The 21,939-nt window shown below is 68.6% G+C and carries 22 protein-coding genes; 10 read left to right on the top strand and 12 right to left on the bottom strand.

The genetic code is table 11. From position 1 onward, the window contains the following. Positions 1 to 81 precede the first annotated feature (81 nt). Both IEV99_RS11030 and IEV99_RS11025 read right to left on the bottom strand, forming a co-directional pair. Complete coding sequence (locus IEV99_RS11030; RefSeq protein ID WP_188517849.1) at positions 82 to 522, bottom strand: hypothetical protein; 441 nt, start codon at positions 520 to 522, stop codon at positions 82 to 84. Positions 523 to 603: 81 nt separating this feature from the next. After that, a complete protein-coding gene (locus tag IEV99_RS11025) occupies positions 604 to 837 on the bottom strand; it encodes a heavy-metal-associated domain-containing protein (RefSeq protein ID WP_188517848.1) in 234 nt (77 codons plus the stop codon). 188 nt (positions 838 to 1,025) lie between these two features. Here IEV99_RS11025 and cueR point away from each other — a divergent pair, with 188 nt between their 5' ends. Then, complete coding sequence (cueR, locus tag IEV99_RS11020) at positions 1,026 to 1,445, top strand: Cu(I)-responsive transcriptional regulator (protein ID WP_188517847.1); 420 nt, start codon at positions 1,026 to 1,028, stop codon at positions 1,443 to 1,445. Between the two features lie 147 nt (positions 1,446 to 1,592). Here cueR and ampC read toward each other — a convergent pair whose 3' ends face one another. Continuing rightward, positions 1,593 to 2,762, bottom strand: a complete 1,170-nt coding sequence (ampC, locus tag IEV99_RS11015; RefSeq protein ID WP_188517846.1) for a class C beta-lactamase — start codon at positions 2,760 to 2,762, stop codon at positions 1,593 to 1,595. Positions 2,763 to 3,105: 343 nt separating this feature from the next. Between ampC and IEV99_RS11010 the strand changes: the two genes are divergently transcribed. Both IEV99_RS11010 and IEV99_RS11005 read left to right on the top strand, forming a co-directional pair. Further along, positions 3,106 to 5,661, top strand: coding sequence for a serine protease (locus IEV99_RS11010; protein ID WP_188517845.1), 2,556 nt, complete (start codon positions 3,106 to 3,108; stop codon positions 5,659 to 5,661). 105 nt (positions 5,662 to 5,766) lie between these two features. Beyond that, on the top strand, positions 5,767 to 6,843 hold the full coding sequence (locus IEV99_RS11005; RefSeq protein WP_188517844.1) for a tartrate dehydrogenase: 1,077 nt from the start codon (positions 5,767 to 5,769) through the stop codon (positions 6,841 to 6,843). Between the two features lie 478 nt (positions 6,844 to 7,321). On the opposite strand, the gene IEV99_RS11000 is transcribed toward IEV99_RS11005, so the two are convergent. The 4 genes from IEV99_RS11000 to IEV99_RS10985 form a co-directional block, all read right to left on the bottom strand. After that, positions 7,322 to 8,098, bottom strand: coding sequence for a glutamine amidotransferase (locus tag IEV99_RS11000; protein ID WP_188517843.1), 777 nt, complete (start codon positions 8,096 to 8,098; stop codon positions 7,322 to 7,324). Between the two features lie 72 nt (positions 8,099 to 8,170). Then, positions 8,171 to 9,670: an ABC transporter substrate-binding protein gene (locus IEV99_RS10995; RefSeq protein ID WP_188517842.1), complete on the bottom strand. Its 1,500-nt coding sequence runs from the start codon at positions 9,668 to 9,670 to the stop codon at positions 8,171 to 8,173. Positions 9,671 to 9,703: 33 nt separating this feature from the next. Further along, a complete protein-coding gene (locus IEV99_RS10990) occupies positions 9,704 to 10,573 on the bottom strand; it encodes an ABC transporter permease (protein ID WP_188517841.1) in 870 nt (289 codons plus the stop codon). Further along, the gene (locus tag IEV99_RS10985) at positions 10,570 to 11,514 is read right to left on the bottom strand and encodes an ABC transporter permease (protein ID WP_188517840.1); all 945 of its coding nucleotides are present in this window, start codon (positions 11,512 to 11,514) and stop codon (positions 10,570 to 10,572) included. The genes IEV99_RS10990 and IEV99_RS10985 overlap by 4 nt, the downstream gene beginning before the upstream one ends. Before the next feature lie 66 nt (positions 11,515 to 11,580). Here IEV99_RS10985 and IEV99_RS10980 point away from each other — a divergent pair, with 66 nt between their 5' ends. Genes IEV99_RS10980 through IEV99_RS10960 form a run of 5 tightly spaced genes read left to right on the top strand, consistent with a single transcriptional unit; the run spans position 11,581 to position 16,767 of the window. Then, positions 11,581 to 12,648, top strand: a complete 1,068-nt coding sequence (locus IEV99_RS10980) for an ABC transporter ATP-binding protein (RefSeq protein WP_188517839.1) — start codon at positions 11,581 to 11,583, stop codon at positions 12,646 to 12,648. Then, entirely contained in the window at positions 12,645 to 13,736 is a 1,092-nt protein-coding gene (locus IEV99_RS10975) for an ABC transporter ATP-binding protein (RefSeq protein ID WP_188517838.1), read from the top strand. Before IEV99_RS10980 ends, IEV99_RS10975 begins: the two co-directional genes overlap by 4 nt. Continuing rightward, entirely contained in the window at positions 13,733 to 14,965 is a 1,233-nt protein-coding gene (locus tag IEV99_RS10970) for a PfkB family carbohydrate kinase (protein WP_188517837.1), read from the top strand. The genes IEV99_RS10975 and IEV99_RS10970 overlap by 4 nt, the downstream gene beginning before the upstream one ends. Positions 14,966 to 15,004: 39 nt before the next feature. After that, complete coding sequence (locus IEV99_RS10965) at positions 15,005 to 15,847, top strand: BtpA/SgcQ family protein (protein WP_188517836.1); 843 nt, start codon at positions 15,005 to 15,007, stop codon at positions 15,845 to 15,847. Next, positions 15,844 to 16,767, top strand: coding sequence for a PfkB family carbohydrate kinase (locus IEV99_RS10960; RefSeq protein ID WP_188517835.1), 924 nt, complete (start codon positions 15,844 to 15,846; stop codon positions 16,765 to 16,767). The genes IEV99_RS10965 and IEV99_RS10960 overlap by 4 nt, the downstream gene beginning before the upstream one ends. Here IEV99_RS10960 and IEV99_RS10955 read toward each other — a convergent pair whose 3' ends face one another. The 5 genes from IEV99_RS10955 to IEV99_RS10935 form a co-directional block, all read right to left on the bottom strand. Beyond that, positions 16,768 to 17,646: a CsgG/HfaB family protein gene (locus IEV99_RS10955; RefSeq protein WP_188517834.1), complete on the bottom strand. Its 879-nt coding sequence runs from the start codon at positions 17,644 to 17,646 to the stop codon at positions 16,768 to 16,770. It abuts the gene before it with no gap. A gap of 80 nt (positions 17,647 to 17,726) precedes the next feature. Then, on the bottom strand, positions 17,727 to 18,179 hold the full coding sequence (locus IEV99_RS10950) for a curli assembly protein CsgF (RefSeq protein ID WP_188517833.1): 453 nt from the start codon (positions 18,177 to 18,179) through the stop codon (positions 17,727 to 17,729). Positions 18,180 to 18,184: 5 nt separating this feature from the next. Next, the gene (locus IEV99_RS10945; protein ID WP_188517832.1) at positions 18,185 to 18,721 is read right to left on the bottom strand and encodes a hypothetical protein; all 537 of its coding nucleotides are present in this window, start codon (positions 18,719 to 18,721) and stop codon (positions 18,185 to 18,187) included. Next, entirely contained in the window at positions 18,718 to 19,044 is a 327-nt protein-coding gene (gene csgH / locus IEV99_RS10940) for a curli-like amyloid fiber formation chaperone CsgH (protein WP_188517831.1), read from the bottom strand. Before csgH ends, IEV99_RS10945 begins: the two co-directional genes overlap by 4 nt. Positions 19,045 to 19,114: 70 nt before the next feature. Then, positions 19,115 to 20,407 carry a beta strand repeat-containing protein gene (locus IEV99_RS10935; RefSeq protein WP_188517830.1) on the bottom strand — a complete coding sequence of 431 codons (1,293 nt, stop codon included), beginning with the start codon at positions 20,405 to 20,407 and terminating at the stop codon, positions 19,115 to 19,117. Between the two features lie 459 nt (positions 20,408 to 20,866). Between IEV99_RS10935 and IEV99_RS10930 the strand changes: the two genes are divergently transcribed. Together IEV99_RS10930 and IEV99_RS10925 are read left to right on the top strand one after the other, a co-directional pair. Beyond that, entirely contained in the window at positions 20,867 to 21,271 is a 405-nt protein-coding gene (locus IEV99_RS10930) for a hypothetical protein (protein WP_188517829.1), read from the top strand. 218 nt (positions 21,272 to 21,489) lie between these two features. Further along, entirely contained in the window at positions 21,490 to 21,939 is a 450-nt protein-coding gene (locus tag IEV99_RS10925) for a hypothetical protein (protein WP_188517828.1), read from the top strand.

The following is a 21,939-nucleotide window of genomic DNA, read 5'->3' as shown; positions in this document are numbered from 1 at the left end:
GGCACGGTGATGGTTCAGGACGTCGAGGAAGACCGAGGGCCCGCAAGGGGCCCGGCGAGCGGGCTTGTCGCCCGCGGGCGGTCAGGCCGGTCTTGGGGGACGCAGGAGCCCGTCGAACCCGACGCCGTGCGGCATCGGCAAGGTGGCGACGCCGATGAGCATGACGACATGCCGTTGGGCAGGAACGGCGGCCCCCGCGAGAGGCGCCATGGCGTGGCAGCTTACGCTGCAGCAACTCGACGAGCCGTGATCCCCGGAGCACGGGCTCTCCGCCGCGTGCTGCAAGCCGTGATCCTCGGGCGAGGCATGAACATGAACGGCGGCTGCGTCGGCGTTGACAGCGGACGACTCCCGATGATCGCCGCCGCCATGGCGCACGTGCGCATCGGCGCCCTGGACCGCGGCTTTCGCCTGCGCCGCCACCGCCTGCGCATGAGGCGCTCCGGTCGCCATCGCACGACCGCCAGACAGCGGGTACAGCGCCAGCGCGATCGTCAGCAGCAATGTCGCGAAGCTCGTCATGGGGCTCGAAGCAACGGGGTTCGAAGGGGCTGGTTGTCTCACATCCGCGCGGGCCCGCCAAGCAGGCCCACGCCACAACGGTCAGCCTGCGGGCGTATAGCCGGCGGCCCGGATCACGCCCCGCAGGTCGGCGCCGACCTCCATTCCGGAAACCGAAATCGTCTCGCCGGCGAGGTCTGCCCTCACGGCGGCAAACGGCCATTTCGCCTGGATCGCACCCGTGATCGCGGCGACGCAGCGCCCGCACCGCATGTCTCTCACGCGAACGACCTCGGCTCCCACGTGCGTCATCGCCGCCTTCGAATTGGCCGTCATCCCGCATCCACATCCGCACACGGCGTCGCTCCTTCGTGAGGTGTGCGCGAACCGTGGACCTTCCCACCGTAGGAAGGTCAAGCGTCTTCCGGTGAGCGTCCGACGCCGGGCCAGTCACGCAGGGCGGACCTTGACCTTCCCACGATGGGAACCTTTATGAGGGGTACATTCGAACGACGGAGGACGCGATGAACATAGGCCAAGCTGCCGCCGCCGCCGGTCTGTCTGCCAAGATGGTGCGCTACTACGAATCAATCGGGCTCGTCGCGCCGGCCGTCCGCACGGAGGCCGGATACCGCGTCTACGGGACAGAAGGAGTCCACACGCTCCGTTTCATCAAGCGCGCCCGCTCCCTTGGTTTCTCGATGGACAAGACCAGCGAGCTCCTCCAGCTCTGGCGCGACAAGAGCCGGGCCAGCGCCGACGTCAAGGCCGTCGCGCTGGAGCATGTCGCCGAACTCGAGCGGAAGATCGCCGAACTGCGGAGCATGGCTGACACGTTGAGGCATCTGGCCGGGCATTGCCATGGGGATGCGAGGCCGGTGTGCCCGATCCTGGAGGAACTGTCGGACACGCCAGATCGGGTCGACCGTACCCCACCCGGCTGAGCGTGAGTGGGCGTCCGCCGGGCGGCGGCCCTTCGTTGCGGCCCCGGGCGGAGAGGATCTGAGTGTTTCGAGGCAACCGCGTGAACGCGCTGAACCACCGGCTGCCGCGTCGGCGCCGGTGGTCTGCCTGTCCACCTGTCGATGCGTCTACCGAGCAGGAAGTCCCTGCACATTCAGCGCCGCGAAGACCTGCTTGGCGAGGTCTAGCCGCGCGGCCGTGGGATGGTTGCGGTTCGCCATGATGACGATCCCGACCTGGCGACCGGGAACAAACGCCACGTAGGCGCCGAAGCCGTTGGTTGCCCCGGTCTTGGTGACGAGACTATCGGCCGGCGGCGCCCGCGGCGGATCCAGGCGCGTGACCTGGCTGGGCTTGAGCACCATGGGGTCGCCGTTCCCCACCGCCAGGTCCTCATCGGAAACCGGAAGCGGATACCACTCCCAAATCGACGCCTGTGTCATGGGCCCGGCCTGGAACTGGCCAACCTGCGTGGCCGACAAGGCGCGCTTCAATACCGGAGACGCATCGACCAGCCCGAGATGCGCCGCCACGAAACGCAACAGATCGCTCGCGGTGGTTCGCACGCCATAGGCTTCCGTGGCCAGAGGAGCCATCGAGACCCTGGTGGGCTTGCCGTCCCGCGTATAGCCCTGAGCATAGTGCTGCTGCTCGGCCGCCGGCACGTCGTAGAAGGTGTGTTGAAGCCCGAGCGGCCCCGTGACGTGCTCTCGCATTACCTGCGCGAATGGGCCCTTGAGCGCACGCGACGTCACGACGCCGAGGAGACCGATGCTCGGATTGGCGTAGGTGCGCACGCTTCCGGGCCGCGAAGGCGGGCTCCACTTGCGAAAGTAGTCCATGAGGCCCGCGTCGGTCTTCACCTCGTCGGGCAGTTGCAGCGGCATGCCGCCGGTGGTGTGCGTCGCGAGGTTTCGGAGTGATACCTGATCAAGGGCCGTCGCCTTGAGTTCGGGGATGTATTGGCCAGGTGAAGCGTCCCACTTCAGCGCCCCGATCTCCGCGGCGTAGCTGGCCAGCGTCACCGTGAACGTCTTGCTGATCGATCCGACCTCGAAAACGGTGCGCTCGTCGACCGGCGCGCCGGTCTCCTTCGAGGCCACCCCGTAGGAAAGCACCTGCGCGCCCGCCGGGGTAACCACCCCGATTGCGAGGCCGGGTGCGCTCGTGCGCTCCATAAAGGCGCGCGCCGCGGCGTCGAGGCGGCCCCGGTCCGGCGTTTCGGCAAGCGCCGGCGGTAGTCCCAGAAACAGGAGAGCCAGCGGAAGGCTGGGTAGAGCTCTTTTCAGCGTCATCATTCTCGACGATCCGTCATCAAACTAATTCCCATGCCCGCGCCAAGCGGGAGAAACATTCAGCGCTCCCGCGCGGGCCGAAGCCGCGCCGGCGCTCACGCGCCGGCTGGCTGCGAACACCATCCGCGCATCGTGGTGGAACTTTGGCCCCAGGGTGAGCCGGAGAAGCCGGTCAACTCGGCGCGCAAACCCGTCGCCACCGTCAGGGACGTGTCGGCCAGCGGCATCGCCGGTTCGCTCGCAGCATTCCCGTTAGCCGCGCAGTAATCTCAAACGCAAGCGTTGCTAGGAATTGAGCGTCTCTCGGCGGTAAGTCTTGCTTCGGTGCAGGGGAGCTTACCGATTGATGCGTCGCGTGATCGTGGGAGTTGTCGCCGCCGTCCTGTTGTGCGCGTCCGGGGCGGTCGCCGGCCCGTTGACGCTGACCGGAAAGGATCGCTGGGCCGTGCTGGCCTCGCGGCAGGCGCCCGACGAGGCGATCGACATGGCCCGCCGGTTCGGCCGCGAGATCCCGGGCGTCAGGGTGGCGCGGTCGGCCAACGGATGGCTGGCCGTGATCGCGGGGCCGATCGCTGGCCCGCTGGACCAGGCCAAGCGCCAGCTCGGTGATAGTTGGCGGTTGCCGAACGACCTCTATCTGTCGCGCGGCGACGCCTATCTGGAGACGATCTGGACGGCGCCGCCGGTCCCGATCCTCGCGCGGGCCAAGCTCGACGGACTGACGCCGGTATCCCTGCAGCGCGGCGACCTCACGGTGGTTCTGGACAGCGTTCCGGGCCAGGGTTCCGATCGCATCCCGACCGCGGCCGTGCGCATCGCCGGCGCAACCGCCATCACGGCTCGCATCGACGAGAACGCGTCGGAGCAGATCCATTCCGCCGCCAAGCTCGTGACGCTGGACCGGAGTTCGCCGAGGCCGCAGGTCGTGTTCAGCTACTTCTGGGGCGGCGCGCATTGCTGCACGGTGACCAAGATCCTGTCGCAGGCGGCTGATGGACGCTGGCGCAGCATCGACGCTCCGACGCTCGACGGAGACGGCTTTGCGTTCGAGGACCTCGATGGCGACGGCGCCGCCGAGATGATCGGCGTCGACAACAGCTTTCTCTATGCGTTTGATTCCTATGCGGGCTCCTTTGCGCCGGACATGATCCACCGGCTCGACAACGGCGTTCTCCGGGACGTCACGACCGACCCGCGCTTTCGCGACCATCTTCGCTCCGACCTGAGGTGGATGGAGCGGCGCGCCGGCGAGAACCCCGAGCTGTGGCGCAGCAACGGCTTCCTGGCGGGCTGGGTCGCCGCCAAGGCGCGGCTCGGCGAGCACGAGGAAGCCTGGTCGCGGATGCTCGGCTCGTATGACCGGGCCAGTGACTTCGGGCCGCAGGAATGCGTGACGGGCGAGCCCGTGGCGAAGTGCCCGGCCGAGAGCCTTCGGCGGATCCCGTTCCCGATCGCGCTGCGGGATCATCTGGTCAAGGCCGGCTATCTCGCGCCGGCCGTTTCGTTGCCGATCGGCGCAGCAGGCGCCGCCGCAGCCGGTCCCCTGCCGTTCAACGACGCCAAGGCGGCCTTCAACCGGCTTTCTGACGCCGAGCGCTTTGACCTGCAGATGCAGATGATCGCCGCCGGAGCGTGGCCAGCCGTCAGCACGGACCAGTTCAGCCAGCGGCTCTATGATGCGATCCAGACCTTCCAGCGGGCCAACCAGCTTGCGCCGACCGGCATGATCCTGGGCGACGACTGGTCGGCGCTGCGCTCGCGCGCCGCGCCCGTGCTGCAACGGTGGGGTCTGCGGGCCCTGAACCACCCCGTTGCAGGCGCCCCGCTTTGGACGCCGGAGGGGCTCGGGCTCGTCCGGCGATACACGGATTCGGGCGTGGTCCTACAGCGACAAGACGGCTCGCTGCGCATCAGCTACGACTTCTACCCGACGCTGAGCCTGCCGGCTGCCTACGGGGCCGTGGTGGGCGCGGTGCGGCCGCCCGCGACCGTGAACTACAAGGTGCTCCGCAACGACTTCTTCGTCGTGTCGTCCGGCCAGGGCGAGCTTGGCTCCTATGCGCGGTTTCACGCCTTCCGGGGCGGCATCCTCGGCTTCAACGTCACATGGGCGCCGTCGGAGGGCGTGTACGGGGATCGGCTCTCGACCTTGATGTCGGACCTGTTCCGCGCCGCGTCTCTTGGCCTCAACCGGGCTCCGCCCACGCCGGCGCCGATCATCATGGCCGCCAAGCCGCCGCCAGCCGCTCCCGTCGCGCCGCCCCCGCCTCGCAAGGGGCCGTCGAGCGGCTCCGGTTTCTTCGTGACCGGGGACGGCCACCTCATCACCAACGCCCATGTGGTGGACGGCTGCGGATCGCTGGCCGTCTCGCTCGGCGAGGCGCGCGAGATCCCGGCGCGGGTGGTCGCCAAGGACCAGGCCAACGATCTCGCGCTGGTCAAGGCCGAGATGAAGCCCGCCAGCTTCGCAAGCGTGCGAGGCGGCATCCGCCTCGGCGAACAGGTCGCGGCCTTTGGCTTTCCGCTCACCGGGCTGCTGACCACGGGCGGCAACTTCACGCTCGGCAACGTGACCGCGCTGGCGGGCCTGAAGGACGACAGCCGCATGCTGCAGGTGTCCGCGCCGGTTCAGCCCGGCAACAGCGGCGGGCCGCTTTTGGACGAAACCGGCGCGGTGGTGGGCGTCGTGGTGGCCAAGCTGGACGCCGTGAAGCTCGCGGCCGCGATCGACGACATCCCCCAGAACGTCAATTTCGCGATCAAGTCCGGCGTGGCGAGCGCCTTCGCGGACGCGCAGGGCATCCAGCTCGAGCGCCCGCAGGCCGATGCGCCCGCCTTGCGTCCGGCCGACCTCGCCGACCGCGCGAAGAGCTTCACCGGCTTCGTGCTGTGCCGGCCCTGACGGCGCGGGTTCGCCGAACACGCCTAGCCTCTCGCCGCGCGCGTCACTAAGCTCCGCCCGTCCCTCGCGCACGGCCGCGGCCGCACCCTCCCCCGGAGTTTCACCATGAAGACCTATTCGATCGCGGCCATCCCGGGCGACGGCATCGGCACGGAGGTGATCGCGGCCGGCGTCGAGGTCATGAACGCGCTGGCGCAGCGCTACGGCACGTTCGGCTTCGCGGTGGACCATTTCGACTGGGGCGGCGAATACTACAAGCGCCACGGCGCGATGATGCCGGCCGACGGCCGCGAGCAGATCCGCAACCACGACGCGATCCTGTTCGGCTCGGCCGGCCATCCGGAGATCCCGGACCACATCACGCTGTGGGGACTGCGGCTCGCCATCTGCCAGCCCTTCGACCAGTACGCCAATGTCCGGCCGACCCGCATCCTGCCCGGCATCACCAGCCCGCTGCGCAAGGTGGAGGGCCCGGAGCTCGATTGGGTGATCGTGCGCGAGAACTCGGAGGGCGAGTACGCCGGCGTCGGCGGGCGCGTCCACAAGGGGCTGCCGCTCGAGGTCGCGACCGACGTCTCCATCCTCACCCGCGCGGGCGTGGAGCGCATCATCCGCTTCGCGTTCGAGCTCGCCCGCTCGCGGCCGCGCAAGCTGCTCACGGTGGTGACCAAGTCCAACGCCCAGCGCCACGGCATGGTAATGTGGGACGACATCGCCACGGAAGTGGCGGCCGGCTTCCCGGACGTCACCTGGGACAAGATGCTGGTGGACGCCATGACGATGCGCATGGTGATCAAGCCCGAGACGCTCGACACCATCGTGGCGACCAACCTCCACGCCGACATCCTGTCGGATCTCGCGGCCGCGCTGGCGGGGTCGCTGGGCATCGCGCCGACCGCCAACCTGAACCCCGAGCGCGTGTTCCCGTCGATGTTCGAGCCCATCCACGGCTCGGCCTTTGACATCATGGGCAAGGGCGTCGCCAACCCGATCGGCACGTTCTGGTCGCTCGTGATGATGCTGGAGCATCTCGGCGAGCCGGAGGCGGCGGGCAGGCTCATGACCGCCATCGAGCGCGTCACCGCCAACCCGCAGTTCCACACGCCCGACCTCGGCGGCAAGGCCCGCACGGCCGACGTCACCGCCGCCGTGATCGCGGCCATCCAGGCCGCTAACGACTGAAGCGGGCTTTACCCGCCGTTATTGCGAGCCAGAGGCGAAGCAATCCAGTCTAACGGCCCGGCTTTTAGGCTGCATTGCTTCGCTGCGCTCGCAATGACAGGCGGGTGGCATCGGCGTTGCAGCCAACTCCAACCGCATTATCCCTGCACTAACCACCCCTCGCCGTCATGGCCAAGCTTGCCCCGGCCATCCACGCGGGAGCCCAGCGCGTGGATCCCCGGGGCAAGCCCGGGGATGACGGTGGAGGGATGGCGGCGAGACCTCCGGCAAAGCCTCGAGGGCGACCAGTCAGCCCGTCGGCAAAACCAACAATTCCCTCATCCTGAGGAGCAGGCCGTCTTGGGCCTGCGTCTCGAAGGACGAGGGGGTCCAAGAGGCTGACAGGTGGTGCGCTCTGGAGACCCTCGTCCTTCGAGACGCATCGCCAGGAGGCGATGCTCCTCAGGATGAGGGGCGCTGGGAGGCCCGCCCAAGGGCGTTACCGTTTCCCGGCGCAGAGCCAGTCCAGCAGGCCCGTCCAGAGCGGGCGGAAGCCGTCCCAGGCGAGGAACTCGTTGGGGAGCCAGTGCGGGCCGATGTCGGTGGTCCAGGCGGCCGTACGGCCTTCGCCGTAGTGGCCGACCGCCAGCAGCGGGTGGCCGCCCTCCCCGTCCGGGAGCGCCAGCAGCACCTGCGCGTCGGGCTTGGCGACGACCTCGTTGACGCCCAGCACGTAAGGCAGCCCGCCCGAGACGTTGCCCAGCGCCGGGTGGCCGGCGCCTGCTCCCGTCACCACCGGGTCGACGCCTTCGGGCATCTCGATGCGGTCGTCATAGGGGTGGATCGAAACCGGCAGGACCTCCTCGACGGCCGTGCCGCGGAAGCGGGCCGCGCCGTTGATGCCCTGGAAGCTGAGGTAGCCCCCCACCATCACGAGCCCGCCGCCGCGGCGCACATAGTCGCGCAGCAGCTTCAGGCGGTTCGGGAAGCGGCGCGAGTGGATCCAAACGTCCGGCGGCAGCAGCAGGGTGTTGGCGCCGATGTCGGACAGGATCACGGCGTCATAGGCGTCGAACGCCTCGGGCGTGGAGGGAAACTGCTCGGCCGCGATGTGGCAGGGCATGTACTCGAATTCGTAGTCGCCGCCCGACAGCGCGGCCATGAACGGGTCCGCGCCGCGATGGTGCGTCACGGAGGCGAACTGGTCCCAGCCCTTGATGTGAACGGCCGTGGAGGTCCAGCTTTCGCCGGCGAGAAGGATCTTTTTCGTGGACATGGTTCCTCGATCGGACAGGCCTCTCCGGCCCGCTCGCAGGGGCGGGCCGGAAAAACTCTTGGTCGGTAGCGCTTACTTGAACTTGGCGAACTGCAGCCGCAGGGCGCCGTCGGGGTATTGCATCCAGTCGAGCCCCGCGACGGAGGCCTGGATGGTGGCCGGGAAGGTCAAAAACAGCATCGGCGCATCGGCGGCGATCTGCTTCTCGGCCTCGTTGTAGAGCTTTGCGCGCTCGTCCTGGCTGGGAACGCCGCGGGCCTTCACGAGCAGGTCGGTGACGGCGTCGCTGCTGTAGCCGGCGAAGTTGTTGGGGCCTGTCTTGGTGAAGTAGTTGAACATGTTGCCGTCCGGATCGGACCGGCCCGACCAGGGCGACATGCACAGGTCGAAGTCCTTCTGGCGCAACACCGTGATCAGGCTCGTGGCGTCGATCTGCTTCACGTCCACCTTGAACCCGGCCTGGTTGGCGAGCGCCTGCAGCACCTCGGCGGTGCGCACCTGCGCGGGCGAGTTCGTGACCGTGATCGAAACCGCGACCGGCGCCGTCACGCCGGCGTCGGCCAGCAGCTTCTTGGCGGCGGCCGGGTCGGCCTTCGGACGCGGCGCGCTCTTGTCATAGGCCCAGCCGATGGAGGGCGGGATCGGCCCGTAGGCGGGCGCGCCCGTGCCGAAATACACGGCCTTCTGCACGGCCGTGGGGTCGATCGCCATCGCGAAGGCGCGGCGCACCTTGACGTCGTTGAACGGCGACCGCGTGGTGTTGAACGAAAAGGCGTTGAAGCCGAGCCCGTCGGTCTGCTTAACGCTGAGCGAGGCTTCGCGGGTGAGCTGGCCGACCGTCTGGGCCGGCACGCCGTCGACGAGCTGCACGGTGCCGGAGCGCAGGTTCGTCACCCGCACGGTCTCGTCGGCCATGGGCCGGAACACGACACGCTCGATCGGGGCCGGGCCGCGCCAATAGCCGGGAAAGCGCTCCAGCACGAGCTCGGAATTTTTGGTCCAGCTCACGACCTTGTAGGGGCCCGCCCCCACCGCCTTGGTGGCGAAGTCCGCCCCGAGCGACTTCAGGGCGGCCGGCGACACCATCATGCCGGCGCGGTTGGCCAGCACCTGCAGGAAGGGCGCATAGGCGGACTTCAGCTTGATCGTGACGGCGAGCGGTCCGGTGACCTCCACCGAGTCGACCGGCCCGAGTTCGCTGCGGCGGGGCGATCCCACGGCCGGGTCGAGCATGCGGTCGAAGTTCGCCTTTACGGCGGCGGCGTCGATCGGCGCACCGTCATGGAAGGTGAGATTCGGCTTCAGCGTGAACACGTAGGTCAGAGGGTCGGGCGTGGCGACGCTGGCGAGGCCCGGCTCGATCTTCAGATCGGGCGTCATGTGCACGAGCGGCTCGTGGATGTTGTACTGCACCGACAGCTCGAAGAACGACGCCATCTGGGCCGGGTCGAGCGTCACCGGGTCCGACACGATGCCGACCGTGAGCGCCTTCTTGTCCTGCGCGGCCGCCGGCTGCGCCAGCCCTATCGCCAGGATCGCGCCCATTCCGGCGCAAAATGTACGTCTCAGCATCGTCAAGTCCCTCCAGACCAGTGTGAAAGCGGTTCAGCGAACCTCGCGCGGATCGAAGCGATCGCGCAGGCCGTCGCCGAGCAGATTGAAGCCGAGCACCACGACAAAGATCGCGAGCCCCGGGAACCAGGCGAGCCATGGGCCCATGTCGAGGAAGCCGATGGCGTTGCGCAGCATGCTGCCCCAGGTCGGGGCCGGCGGCTGCACGCCGAGGCCCAGAAAGGACAGGTAGGATTCGGTGATGATCGCGGACGCGAACAGCAGCGAGCCCTGCACGATCAGCGGCGCGGCGATGTTGGGCGCGATCGTCCGCGCCAAGATAGCCCACGGCCCGAATCCAAGGGCCCGCTGCGCGTCCACATATTCGAGCTCGCGCACCACCATGGTCTGCGCCCGCGCGATGCGGGCGAACACCGGCAGGTTCACGACCGCGATGGCCAGGATGGCGTTCTGCAGGCTCGGGCCGAGCACGGCCGTGATGGCGAGCGCCAGGAGAATGCTCGGAAACGCGAACACGACGTCCATGACGCGCATGATCAGCGTATCGGTCCAACCGCCGAAAAAGCCGGCCGCCAGCCCGGCCACGGCCCCGACGATCAACGCGCCCACCACACTGAACACGCCGACCAGAATGGAGGCCCGCGCGCCGTAGATGATGCGCGACAGCACATCCCGGCCGAGGTCGTCGGTGCCGAACCAGTGCGTGGCCGATGGCCCCGACAGGATGGCGGTGAAGTCCGGCAGTTCGGGGTCGAACGGCGCCAAGACGGGCGCGGCGACGGCCAGCACCACGGCGAGCAGCACCAGCGCGGCTCCGAGCGTGGCGCGCGGGTCCTGCGCGAGCGCCCGGCCCAGCGAGGCGCGCCGCGTCGCGACCGTGGGCTCCATCACGGCCGCGCTCATGCGACCCTCATGCGCGGGTCGATCAGCGTGTAGATGAGGTCGGTCGCCAGATTGATCAGCACGAACAGCGTCGCGGTGAGCAACACCGCGCCCTGCACCACCGGGTAGTCGCGGGCGAAGATGGCGTCCACGGTGAGCTTTCCGATGCCCGGCCACGCGAACACGGTCTCGGTGATGACGACGCCGCCGAGCAGCTGCCCCATCTGGATCCCGAGCAGCGTCACGATGGGGATCTGCGCATTGCCGAAGGCGTGCCGCCAGATCACGCGCGAAGGTGCGATGCCCTTGGCGCGGGCGGTGCGCACATAGTCGGCGCGCAGCACCTCCAGCATGGAGGCGCGCGTCATGCGCATCGTGGAGGCCGCCAGCGCGGCCCCCAGCGTGAGCGCCGGCAGCACCAGCGAGCGAAGGAAGCCGCCCATGTCGGCCAGCGGCGACACGTAGCCGGAGGCGGGCAGGATCGGGAATGTGATCGAGAAGGTCAGGATCAGCAGGATGCCGAGCCAGAAGCTCGGCAGCGACAGGCCGCACAGGGCCACGAAGGACGCCACGTAGTCGGCCGCCGTGTTGCGGCGGGTGGCCGCGATCACGCCGGCCGGAATCGCGATCACGAGCGAGATCGCGAGCGCGGCGGCGGACAAAAGCGCCGTGGGGCCCAGCGCCGAGGCCAGGAGCGGCAGCACCTCGCGGCCTCCCTGGATGGAGCGGCCGAAGTCGCCTTTCAGGAGCGCCGCCGCCCAGGAAAAATACTGCATCCACAGCGGCTGATCGAGCGCGAGCTTCGCCCGGAGCGCCGCGATGGCGGCGTCGTCCGCCTCCATGCCGAGCAGCGCCACCGCGGGATCGCCCGGCACGAGCCTGATCAGCAGGAAGGCGACCAGCGACGTCCCGAACAGAATGGGGAGAAGGCTGGCGAGCCGTCCCAGAAGGTAGCGTCCCATGGTGTTCGATGCGCCCTTGAACCGGTTCAATGGTTCTGATACTCGAAAATGCAACCGCGGATGTCAATGCGGTCGATGCACTTCAAGCGCGAGAAACTTGCCCGCATGGCGCCGGACAGCTCCGCCCTCCACCTCACAAACGATGCGCCCCGGCCGGCGGCCGGCCGCGGTCGCATTCTGGACGTCCATGGCCTCCGAGTGGGCTTCGGCGGCCCAGCCATCGTGGACGGCGTCGACCTCGCGATGGAGCCGGGCGAGCTGCTGTGCCTCGTCGGCGAATCAGGTTCAGGCAAGAGCCTCACGGCCCTCTCGGTCATGCGCCTCCTGCCGCCCGGAGCGCGCCTGACCGCCGATCGCTTCGCGTTCGATGGGCAAGACCTCGCGAGCGCGTCCGAAGAAGCCATGAACCGGCTGCGGGGCGACCGCATCGCGATGGTGTTCCAGGAGCCGATGACCTCGTTGAACCCGGTGATGTCGGTCGGCGACCAGATGACCGAGATCCTGGAGGCGCATCGCGGCCTCGGCCGCAAGGAGGCGCGCGAAGTTGCGCTCGCGATGCTGCGTCGGGTGAAGATCCCCGATCCCGAGGCGCGGCTCGACGCCTATCCGCACCAGCTGTCCGGCGGCATGCGGCAGCGCGTGATGATCGCGATGGCGCTGATCTGCCGCCCTGCCCTCCTGATCGCCGACGAGCCCACCACGGCGCTCGACGTGACCATCCAAAGCCAGATCCTCCATCTGCTGGACGAATTGCGCGCCGAACTGGGCGCGGCGGTGCTGTTCATCACGCACAATCTCGCGCTTGTGGCCGAGATCGCCGACCGGATCGCGGTGATGTATGCGGGCCGCATCGTCGAGAGCGGCAGCCGCGCCGACCTCTTCGCCGATCCCCAGCACCCTTACACGCTCTCGCTTCTGGCAGCCCTGCCGCGCGAAGAGGATGTCGGCAGGCCCCTGACCGCGATCGACGGCCAGCCGCCCGCGGCCGGGCAGATGCCGACCGGCTGCCGCTTCGCGCCGCGCTGCCCGTTTGCGGTGGAAAAGTGCCGGGCCGCCTACCCGCCACTGGCCGAGCTGGCGCCCGGCCATGCGGTCGCGTGCTGGCGCGCCCCGCTGGAACGGAACGTCGCATGACCGCGCCGCTGCTCGAAGTTCGTGGGCTCAACAAGATCTACCGCTCCGGCGGCGGCTTCCTGCGCGCGCCGCGCGAAGCGCAGGTCGTGAAGGACGTCGGCTTCACGGTGGGCCGGGGCGAGGTGTTCGGGCTCGTCGGCGAGAGCGGATCGGGCAAGACCACCATCGGCCGCATGTTGCTGCGGCTCACGGAGGCCGATTCGGGCGAGATCCTGTTCGACGGGCAGGACGTGCGCGCCTTGGGGCCGGCCGCCCTGCGCGGCTTCCGTCGCCGGGCTCAAATGATCTTCCAGGACCCGTTCGCGTCGCTGGACCCGCGCGTTCGCGTCGGCGACGCCATCGCTGCGCCCATCCGGCTCCACGGCCTGCGGCCGGCCGGGTCGGTCAAGGACCGCGTCGTGGAGCTGCTGGAGATGGTCGGCCTCTCGGCCGCGCACGCCGACCGCCACCCGCACGCCTTTTCGGGCGGCCAGCGCCAGCGCGTCGCCATCGCGCGGGCGCTCGCCGTGGAGCCGGAGCTGATCGTCTGCGACGAGCCGGTTTCGGCGCTCGACCTCTCCGTGCAGGCGCAGGTCGTCAACCTTCTCGCCGACCTCAGCGCCCGCCTGGGCGTCGCCTATGTGTTCATTTCCCACGACATGGCGGTGGTGCGGCATCTCGCATCGCATGTGGGCGTGCTCTATGCGGGCAGGCTCGTGGAGACGGGGCCGGCCGCCGCCGTGCTGGGCGCGCCGCGCCATCCCTATACGCGCATGCTCCTGGCCGCCTCGCCGCGGCCGCATGCGGCGGGGCGGCGCGAGCGCGCCGAGGCGACGGGCGAGCCGCCGAGCCCCTATGGGCGCGAGCCCGGGTGCCGGTTCGCATCGCGCTGCCCTCATGCGGTCGCGGCCTGCCGGGCGGCCGAGCCCCCGCTCGACGCCTTTGCGGACGGCGCGCGCTTCGCCGCCTGCATCCGCGCCGCCGAGCTCGGGCCCGAGACCGCCCCCGCTCCCGAGGGCGCGCCCTCGCCCGCCTTCCAGACCCGCATGGCGCTGCTGCGCGCCGCCCGCGCCGAAGGGCGCGCGGCTAGCCCGGATGCGCCGGCGTGAGCGGCGGCCCGCCCACCATCTCGGACGTGGCGCGCCACGCGGGCGTGAGCAAGGCGACCGTGTCGCACGTGCTGAACGCGCGCGTGTACGTGCGCCCGCAGACGCGCGACCGGGTGCTCGCCGCCATCCGGGCGCTCGACTATGCGCCCGCCGAGACGGCGCGCTCGCTCACGGCGCGCAAGCGCTCGGCCCCGCGCGCCGACGCCAGCGTCCCGCGCCTGACCACGGTCGGGTATGTGAGCGTGGACTACGTGGCGCGCATCCCGCGCCTGCCCGAGCGCGAGGAGCGCCTGCAGGCGCGCGGCATCCTCAAATCCATCGGCGGCCCCGCCGCGAACGTGGCGGCGATTGCGGCGGGGGTGGGCGGGCCGTGGCCGGTGGCGGCGTCCATCATCACGTCCATCGGGGCCGACCAGGAGAGCGACTGGGCGGCGGCGGAGCTCGCGGCCCGGAGGGTGGACCTCATCGCCTCGCGCGAGCGCCGTCAGGGGCGGCTCGACCGCGCGCTGGTGCTCGTGGAGGCGGACGGCCGCCGCACCATCGTGAACGAGCCCTCCAGCCTGGCCGAGGTCGACGTCCGGCGCTTCGTCGACGAAACCGAGACGGACGGCCTCAGGTGGTGCCTCCATCTCGAAGGCTTCCAGGCCCCCATCCAGATCGAGGCGCTGCGTGAGGCGCGGCGCAAGGGGTTCCGCACCAGCGTTCAGGCGACCGGCTTGCCGCCGGACTGGACCGCCGCCAACGCCGAGAAGCTGTTTGCGAGCGTGGACGCCTTGTTCTTGCATCGCGAGACGCTGGCGGCCCTTCCGGGCTGCCCCGAGACTCCCGACGACGCGCTCGCGTGGCTCGCTGCGCGCGCCGCCAACGCTCCGGCAGGCGCGTGGCCGCAGGTCGTGACGCTGACCCTGGGCGCCCAGGGCGCGGCGGTGGTGACCCGCCAGGCGGGCGCCCGGCGCGCCCCGGCGCCGGACGTCGCCATGTTGGACAAGACCGGCGCGGGCGACGCCTTCGTGGGCGCGTTCCTGGCGCTGTGGCTTCACGACTGCGCTCCGCTTCTTTGCGCGCGCGTCGCCTGCGCGGCCGGCTCGCTCGCCGGCACCAGCTTCGGCGCGCAGGAAATCCGCCCCGCCGCGGCCGAATTGGCCGCGTTGGCCGGCGTCGGCCTGTCCGAGCAGGCCGTGGCGCTCGCGTCCGACCCGGCGTCATCGCCCAATCAAGTCATCGCTTGAACCCCAGCCCGATCCCCTCGCCTCACCCCGGAGCCTGCGTTGTCCCAGTCCGTCTTCAAGCCGAAATCCAACGTGGTCGAGCGGCTCTTCGGCCGCCGCAAGGCCGTGATCGGCGTGATCCACGCCCTGCCGCTGCCAGGCGCGCCTAATTATGACGGCGAGCCCGTGGAGCGCATCTACGAGCACGCCTGCGCGGAGGCGCAGCGCTACGCCGAGGGCGGCGTCGACGGCCTGATCGTCGAGAACCACGGCGACATCCCGTTCAGCAAGCCCGAGGAGCTCGGCCCCGAGACCGCCGCCGCCATGGCGGTGATGACCGACCGGGTGCGCCGCGCCGCCGGGCTGACGGTGGGCGTCAACGTGCTCGCCAACGCGGCCGTGCAGGCCATCGCGGTCGCCAAGGCTTCGGGCGCCAGCTTCGTGCGCGTCAACCAGTGGGCCAACGCCTATGTGTCCAACGAGGGCTTCATGGAGGGCAAGGCCGGCCTCGCGGCGCGTTACCGCAACACCCTGCGGGCGCGCGACATCGCGGTGTTCGCCGACGTGCACGTCAAACACGGCTCGCACGCCATCATGGCGGATCGCTCGCTCACCGAACTCACACGCGACGCCCAGTTCTTTGACGCCGACGCGGTGATCGTCACCGGCCAGCGCACGGGCGACAGCGCCAGGCTGGACGAGCTCGAAACCGTGCGCGACGCGAGCTCGCTGCCCGTGATGGTGGGCAGCGGCGTCAACCCGGACAATGTCGCGGCCATCCTGGGGTTCGCGGACGCCGTGATCGTCGCCAGCGCGCTGAAGCACGAGGGCGGCTGGTGGAACGAGGTGGACCTGGCGCGCGTGAAATCCTTCATGCAGGTCGTGCGCGAGGCGCGCGGGTGAGCCGCGTCTTCGTTCTCGGCAATGCGACGCTGGATTGCATCCAGACCATCCCGCGCCTGCCCGCGCCTGGCGAAACGCTGCTCGCCGACAGCCTGCTCCGTTGCCCTGGCGGCAAGGGCCTGAACCAGGCCGTCGCGTGCGCACGCACAGGGGCTGCAACCGTGCTGGTCGCGCCGCTCGGCCGGGACGCCGACGCCGCCGTCTTGGCCGCGGCCGCCGCGGCCGAGCCGGGGCTGGCGGCGCGCTGGATGGAAAGCGCCGCGCCCACGGACTACTCTGCCATCTGGGTCGCGGCCGGCGGCGAAAACATGATCGTGAGCAGCGCCGCCGCGGCGCGTGGCCTGGCGGAAGCTGACGCCATCGCGGCGCTGGACGATCTCCGGGCGGGCGACATCCTGCTGCTGCAGGGCAACCTCACGCGCGAGGTCACGATGGCGGCGGCCCGCCTCGGGCGGGAACGCGGGGCGCGAACGGCGCTCAACACGGCCCCGATCGCGTGGGACATGGCCGAGGCGCTTGCGCTGTTCGACATCGTGATCGCCAACGCCGTGGAGGCCGCCCAGGTCACCGGGGCGGACGCCCGATCGGCCGCAGCCGCGCTCGCGCCGGGGCGCATCGCGATCGTGACGCTCGGCCGGGACGGCGCCGTGATGGCGCGGGACGGCGTGCTGACGCCGGTGGCCGCGCCACGCGTGAAGGCCGTGGACACGGCCGGCGCCGGCGACGTCTTTGTCGGCGTCTTCGTGGGCGCGCTCTGCCGCGGCGCCGCTCCGGACCGCGCCATCAGGGCCGCGACCGCCGCCGCCGCCATCGCGGTGACGCGCCCCGGCACCGTGCCGTCGTTCCCGAGCAGCATTGAACTCGCCCCCCTGCTGGCCGAGCAGCCGAAGGCTGGCGACGCCGGGCAGAGAACTGCGTGATCAGCCCGCCGCCGCGACGACCTCGTCAGCGCCGTCCGTCAGGCCGTTCTCACGCTGGTAGTCCTCGATCAGCCGCGCGCCGGCGGCGCGGTCCTGGAAGCGCCACAGGCCCTGCCGCGCGCCTTCGATCACGGTCGCGTAGACGGCGAGGTCGATCGCCTGGCGCACCGCGAACTGGGTCGGCTCACTGCGGGTGACGCCCGCCTCGGCCTCGAACAGCTTGTTCAAGGCCACGAACTTGTAGGCGCTGCCGCTGATCCCGATCGAATAGATCGTCTTGGTGGTGGTCACGGAATTCAACACCTCGCCCGACTGCACCGAGACGATGCGCATGCCGACCGTCACCATGTCGCGGCGGTACTTCACGTCGCCGCCGACTCCCAGGTAGCGCGCGCCCGCCCCCCCGGTCATCGTGTTGGCGTCATAGGCCAGGATGCCGCCTTCCACGATCAGGCCGGCAAACTTGATGGGCGGCAGCGGCCGTGCGCCCTGCCCCTCGAACTCCTGGCGCGTCGCGCGGATGAGCTGGCGCTCCTGCAGGAGGTTCGGCAACCCGCTGCGCTCCACGATGGAAAACCACGCGCCCTTGCCGGCGCGACGGAAGGCGTCCACCGCGAAGGCGACGCCGCCCTGAGTCACGGCGCGCGAGTATTCGGCGATGGTGTCGCTCGGCTTGTTCTGGCCGGTCAGGTCCGGAAAGGCATAAAGCGCCACATAGACCTTGCGGTCCGGAGCCGGCAACTGCTCGAGGCTGAGACGCACGGCCGTTTTCGGCGTCAGCGTCGGCGCCTGCTCCAGAACGTCCGGCATGCCCGGCGCGGCGCAGCCGCCCAGGAAAGCCGCGACGGCGACAACGATGGCCCCACTCAAAACGCGCATTCGTACTTGTTCCTGGCCAAAGAACCCCTTGGGCGCGCCGCTGCACGCGCCCATGACGGCTCTGCATTGCTTGGAGACGATCAGATGCCCGCCGGCACCGTGATGGTGGTGACGCTCTGCCCATCATTGATGGTGAGCTGCACGTTCGGGCCAACGCGCACAAAGTTGATCGTGGTGCCCTCGAACGCGAAGGTGCCGGACTGCTGGGCGCCTTCGCCGAAGATGGCTTGCGTGATCTTGTTGGCCAGCGAACCGTAGAGCTGGCTCTGCAACTGACGGGCGAAGATCTGCCCGGGGGTCTGGGCCCCCAAGGCGCCGGCTGCCGTCGCCTGACTGCGCAGCGACTGCTTGCGCTGGATCTCGGAATTCTGCAGCGCGCCCTGCGAGTTCAGGTAGGACCCGTTCAGCGGGCTGCCGCCGAAGTTCGGGTTCGCCGGCTGATAGACGAGGCTGCCCGCATGCGAGGGCGCGCTGGCCAGCAACGCCGCCAGAAGAACGGCCGAGCCGCAGGTTTTGAAAAAATGGCGTGTCATTGCGATTACCTGACCTGCGTGACCGCGATCGACTGACCGTTGCCGACATGCTGGAGCGTGTAGCTGGACCCCGCCCCGATCTGCGTATTCGAGATCGAGTTGTTGTTGCCCGCGACGGCGACGCTGGCGCTGTTGCCTGCGCCGTTCTGGACTGTGGCGAGGGTGTTCTGCGCACCCGTGGCCGAAAGGTTCGAGATGTTGTCGCGCCCGTTCTGGACCTGGCTGGTGACATTGCCTTCGCCGGAGGTGACCACTGCGGCGGTGTTGCGGGTCCCGGTCTGCTGAACGGTTGAACGCTGGGCGGCGCCAATCGACGCTCCATCCTGCCCCGACTGGACAGCGGACAACGGAGCGGCGGAGCCGAAGTGGCCGGCCTCGTAGGTCGGCGCTGGCGCATAGACATGGGTGGAAGACCGGGCGCCGGACCGCGACGTCGGCTGGATCTGGTCCACATAGACTTGCGCGGAGGCGCAATCAGCCATCGCCACCATCGACGTGACAAGACCAGCCGCCCAAGCCAGCTTTTGATTGATCTTTATCATTCGTTTCCGCCCGTGTATTGTGAGCAAACTATTTCTTGGCCTGCTATGTCAAGCGTCAGACGAACATCAATCGATACTTCTGTTTCTTGGTTAAGGCCGATGCGACCGAGCGGCACGATTTGGCCTGCTGAAGCCGAAAACGTTCCCTTTTGCTTGAGATTGGCTGATCCGGACGCGCTGGTCTTGATCACCGTCAGGAGATACGAGCCCTCCACCGGGCTTGCGGCTCTCAGGACGCCCTGGAAAAGCAATCCTTGATCCACAGTTTTCCGCTCGATCGCGCATGTAACGATCGGGGGCGGCGGCGCGGCGAGCACTGGCATCGACGTTCTCCGACCGAGAAACCCGACGAAAAAGGAGGGCGGATCCTGGACCCGCCCTCCTCCGAGGCTGTTAGTGCTGCGTGATCGTGGCGAGGTTGCCCGATCCGTTCTGGTTGTAGTTGGCGACGTTGTTCGAGTTGGACTGCGTCACGTTCGCCACGTTGGCGAGGCCGAAGGCGGAGTTGTTCTGCGTGCCCGTGATGCTGTTGTTGTAGCCGGTCTGGCTCAGCAGAGCCGTGTTGGCGCCATCATACTGGGTGGTCATGATCTGGTTGATCGTGCCGTTCTGATAAGCGGTCACCGAAGCGCCAAGCGCATTGCCGTGCTGCACGCTGTTGAACATGTTGCCGTCGCCGCCCGTCTGGGTGACGGAGACGGAGCCGTTCGTGCCGTACTGGGCGTTATAGGCGCGGTTGTTGGAGTAGGTCTGGTTGAACTGCAGCGAATTTCCGCTGCCGCCTTGGGTGTTCGACAGGAACAGCGAATTGCCGTTCTGGCCGCCGTTGGCGACGTTGTAGTTTCCTGACTGGTAATTGAAGATCTGGTTGCCGTCACCGTACTGCGTGACCACATGGTCGGTTCCGAGCAGCAGGTTGGGTCCAGTGTAGCCGATCAGGTTGCCGAGTCCGCTCTGGTTCGACACGAAGGAGCTTCCCGTGCCGTACTGGTCGACGCCCGCTCCTTGCAGGCCGCCGGACTGCGCGATGTTGATCAGCAGGTTATTGCCAATCTGCGCATTGACGTTGACGTAGTTGATGCTGTTGCTCGTATCCTGGTTGACCACGACCGAGCTGTTATGGAAGCCGGCCTGGCCGACGTTCTGGCGCACGAAGGTCTGGCCGAGGGTGCCGGTCTGGGTCACCGAGACGCCATTCGACGCGCCGCCCTGGCCAACGTCGAACGCATTGCCGTTTCCGTTCTGGGTGAGTTCGATCACGCTGCCGTTAGCGGAGCTATCCTGAGCAAGGCGAGCATAATCGGACGAATTGGTCCAGTCCCACCCCGTCGTCGTCCCGTGCTGGCCGTTGTTGCTGCCGCTCTGCTTGATCTCGATGCGGCTGCCGACGCCATCCTGGTACGCATTGGCGAGGTTATTGTTGCCCGACTGGTAGCCGCTCGTGGCGACGCCGATCGAGTTGCCGGTATTCGTCTGATTGACCGTGAGGGTGTTGCCCGAACCGCCGCCCTGGCCGAAGGCCTGGCCGTTGGCGCCGACGGCGTTGCCGTTGCCGCTCTGGCTGATCGTGGCGCTCTGCGAGTCGGCGGTCTGATTAAGATAAACCGTGTTGTTGTCCGCCATGGCGGCCGTCGCCAGGAGCGAGGCGGCGAGGCTGGTCGTTACGAGCAAATACTTCCTAGACATAGGACTAACCCTTCCCTGATCACCAACGCGACGCGTGACGCGTCGTTCTCTTGTTGCGCGCCTTCCCCGCAGCCCTGAGCCCAACGGATGAATTTAACGGCAACTTAATGACGCTAGGAGAGTTGGATTTGTCTGGCAATACGTTTTGTTAGGCTATTTTTAACATCTAATACGTTCGAACTACCGCGAATGACTAGAAATTGTTCGTCGTTTGCAATTGTCATGACTGGCAAAGAAAATTGTCTACAGTTTTCGATAAGCGTTGTCCGTCCCAACCCGCTTTAATTGATTAATGTCGTCTTTTCTGCATTTTTACCATATAGACAGTATTTCTGTTGTGCGCTGCAGCATTCCCGAATCGACTTTGAGTACGTTCGCTTGGTTAGGACTTGAAAGACTTGGCTCTTGCGGCTTAACGCCTTCATTCATAGGCTGCGCCCAGTTTCCGGGAGGACCTTCGTGCTGCGCCGCGCCTCGCATCTTTGTCTCGCCCTCGCGGCGTTCGGCTTCCAGCACTGCCCACCCGCGTCCGCACAAGGTCTTGGACCGGTTCCTGGCGCGATCGTTCTCGCCCAGGCCAAGCCCGGCACGGCGCATGACTGCACGCGTCTGACCGAGCCGCTTGCGCTGCGCGACTGCCTCGACCGGGCAGAGGACCAGCGGCTTCAGCCGACCTCCGAACAACCCGTCGCACCCGGCCGCATACCGGACGCGCTGCTCAAGGCCGCCGGGCCGGAAAGCGGGCGACCAAGCCAGGCCCACCGCGAGAAGACGCAGGACGGCGCACATGCGGGCGCGCGCCGGGACGGCGTCAGGGTCGACCAGGTCAAATCGCCGCTCCGCCCGCTGTCAGAGCCGCCATGACGGCTGCGAAACTCCAGGGACCTCCGCCGATGCGCTCGCCTCACACTGTCCGGCCCAGCCGCCGGCTCGCGTTTGTTTCCGTTTTCGCGTGGGTCTGGGCGTCAGCGTCGGGCGCGGCGCTCGCCCAGACGCCTCCGGCTCCTGCTCCTGCTCCCGCGTCTCCGCCCGCCGCTTCCACAGGCCCCTCCCCCGCCCGCCCGGATTGCGACGCCACTTGCGTGCGAGCCTTCAACGACAGGGCGGCCCAGGCCTGCGCGCCCCAGATCGAGGCGCAGGCGCCAATAGACTTCGATTGGCTGCACAGGCCTTTCGGCGGCATCTTCCAGCAAGGCGACACACCGGACGCCGAGCACCCGGCCATCCGCTACAGGGGCGACTCCATCCGCTTCCAGAGCCCGCAAAAGGAATGGGTGCGGGTGAGCTATGAGTGCTCCTACGACCCGGTCAGGCAGAAGATCGTGTCGGTGACAGTCCGCCTCGGCCGCCTGGATCGACCGGCTGCTCCGCCCGCGAACGCCGCCGCGGCGGCGCCCGGCGCGCAAAACGGCAAGCCCGCGCGGGCCGTCCGACCCCGGCCCGCGCCGCGACAGACGATCGCGCCGCGCGCCGGCGAGGCGAGCGACATCGAGTTCTTCCAGGTCAATCCGCGGGCGTCGGGGGCGCGGTAG

It is taken from the genome of Alsobacter metallidurans (assembly GCF_014636935.1).
GTDB classification, from domain to species: domain Bacteria; phylum Pseudomonadota; class Alphaproteobacteria; order Rhizobiales; family Beijerinckiaceae; genus Alsobacter; species Alsobacter metallidurans.
This window is presented reverse-complemented; position numbering and strand designations above follow the sequence as displayed.

Bases quoted from the DNA above. Each gene is read 5' to 3' on its own strand.
- cueR (WP_188517847.1), top strand. From the start codon at position 1,026: ATGAACATAGGCCAAGCTGCCGCCGCCGCCGGTCTGTCTGCCAAGATG.
- IEV99_RS10985 (WP_188517840.1), bottom strand. From the start codon at position 11,514: ATGGGACGCTACCTTCTGGGACGGCTCGCCAGCCTTCTCCCCATTCTG.
- IEV99_RS11025 (WP_188517848.1), bottom strand. From the start codon at position 837: ATGACGGCCAATTCGAAGGCGGCGATGACGCACGTGGGAGCCGAGGTC.
- IEV99_RS11010 (WP_188517845.1), top strand. From the start codon at position 3,106: ATGCGTCGCGTGATCGTGGGAGTTGTCGCCGCCGTCCTGTTGTGCGCG.
- IEV99_RS10980 (WP_188517839.1), top strand. From the start codon at position 11,581: ATGCGGTCGATGCACTTCAAGCGCGAGAAACTTGCCCGCATGGCGCCG.
- csgH (WP_188517831.1), bottom strand. From the start codon at position 19,044: ATGCCAGTGCTCGCCGCGCCGCCGCCCCCGATCGTTACATGCGCGATC.
- IEV99_RS10990 (WP_188517841.1), bottom strand. From the start codon at position 10,573: ATGAGCGCGGCCGTGATGGAGCCCACGGTCGCGACGCGGCGCGCCTCG.
- IEV99_RS11030 (WP_188517849.1), bottom strand. From the start codon at position 522: ATGACGAGCTTCGCGACATTGCTGCTGACGATCGCGCTGGCGCTGTAC.
- IEV99_RS10955 (WP_188517834.1), bottom strand. From the start codon at position 17,646: ATGCGCGTTTTGAGTGGGGCCATCGTTGTCGCCGTCGCGGCTTTCCTG.
- IEV99_RS10945 (WP_188517832.1), bottom strand. From the start codon at position 18,721: ATGATAAAGATCAATCAAAAGCTGGCTTGGGCGGCTGGTCTTGTCACG.
- ampC (WP_188517846.1), bottom strand. From the start codon at position 2,762: ATGATGACGCTGAAAAGAGCTCTACCCAGCCTTCCGCTGGCTCTCCTG.
- IEV99_RS10975 (WP_188517838.1), top strand. From the start codon at position 12,645: ATGACCGCGCCGCTGCTCGAAGTTCGTGGGCTCAACAAGATCTACCGC.
- IEV99_RS11000 (WP_188517843.1), bottom strand. From the start codon at position 8,098: ATGTCCACGAAAAAGATCCTTCTCGCCGGCGAAAGCTGGACCTCCACG.
- IEV99_RS10995 (WP_188517842.1), bottom strand. From the start codon at position 9,670: ATGCTGAGACGTACATTTTGCGCCGGAATGGGCGCGATCCTGGCGATA.
- IEV99_RS10950 (WP_188517833.1), bottom strand. From the start codon at position 18,179: ATGACACGCCATTTTTTCAAAACCTGCGGCTCGGCCGTTCTTCTGGCG.
- IEV99_RS10935 (WP_188517830.1), bottom strand. From the start codon at position 20,407: ATGTCTAGGAAGTATTTGCTCGTAACGACCAGCCTCGCCGCCTCGCTC.
- IEV99_RS11005 (WP_188517844.1), top strand. From the start codon at position 5,767: ATGAAGACCTATTCGATCGCGGCCATCCCGGGCGACGGCATCGGCACG.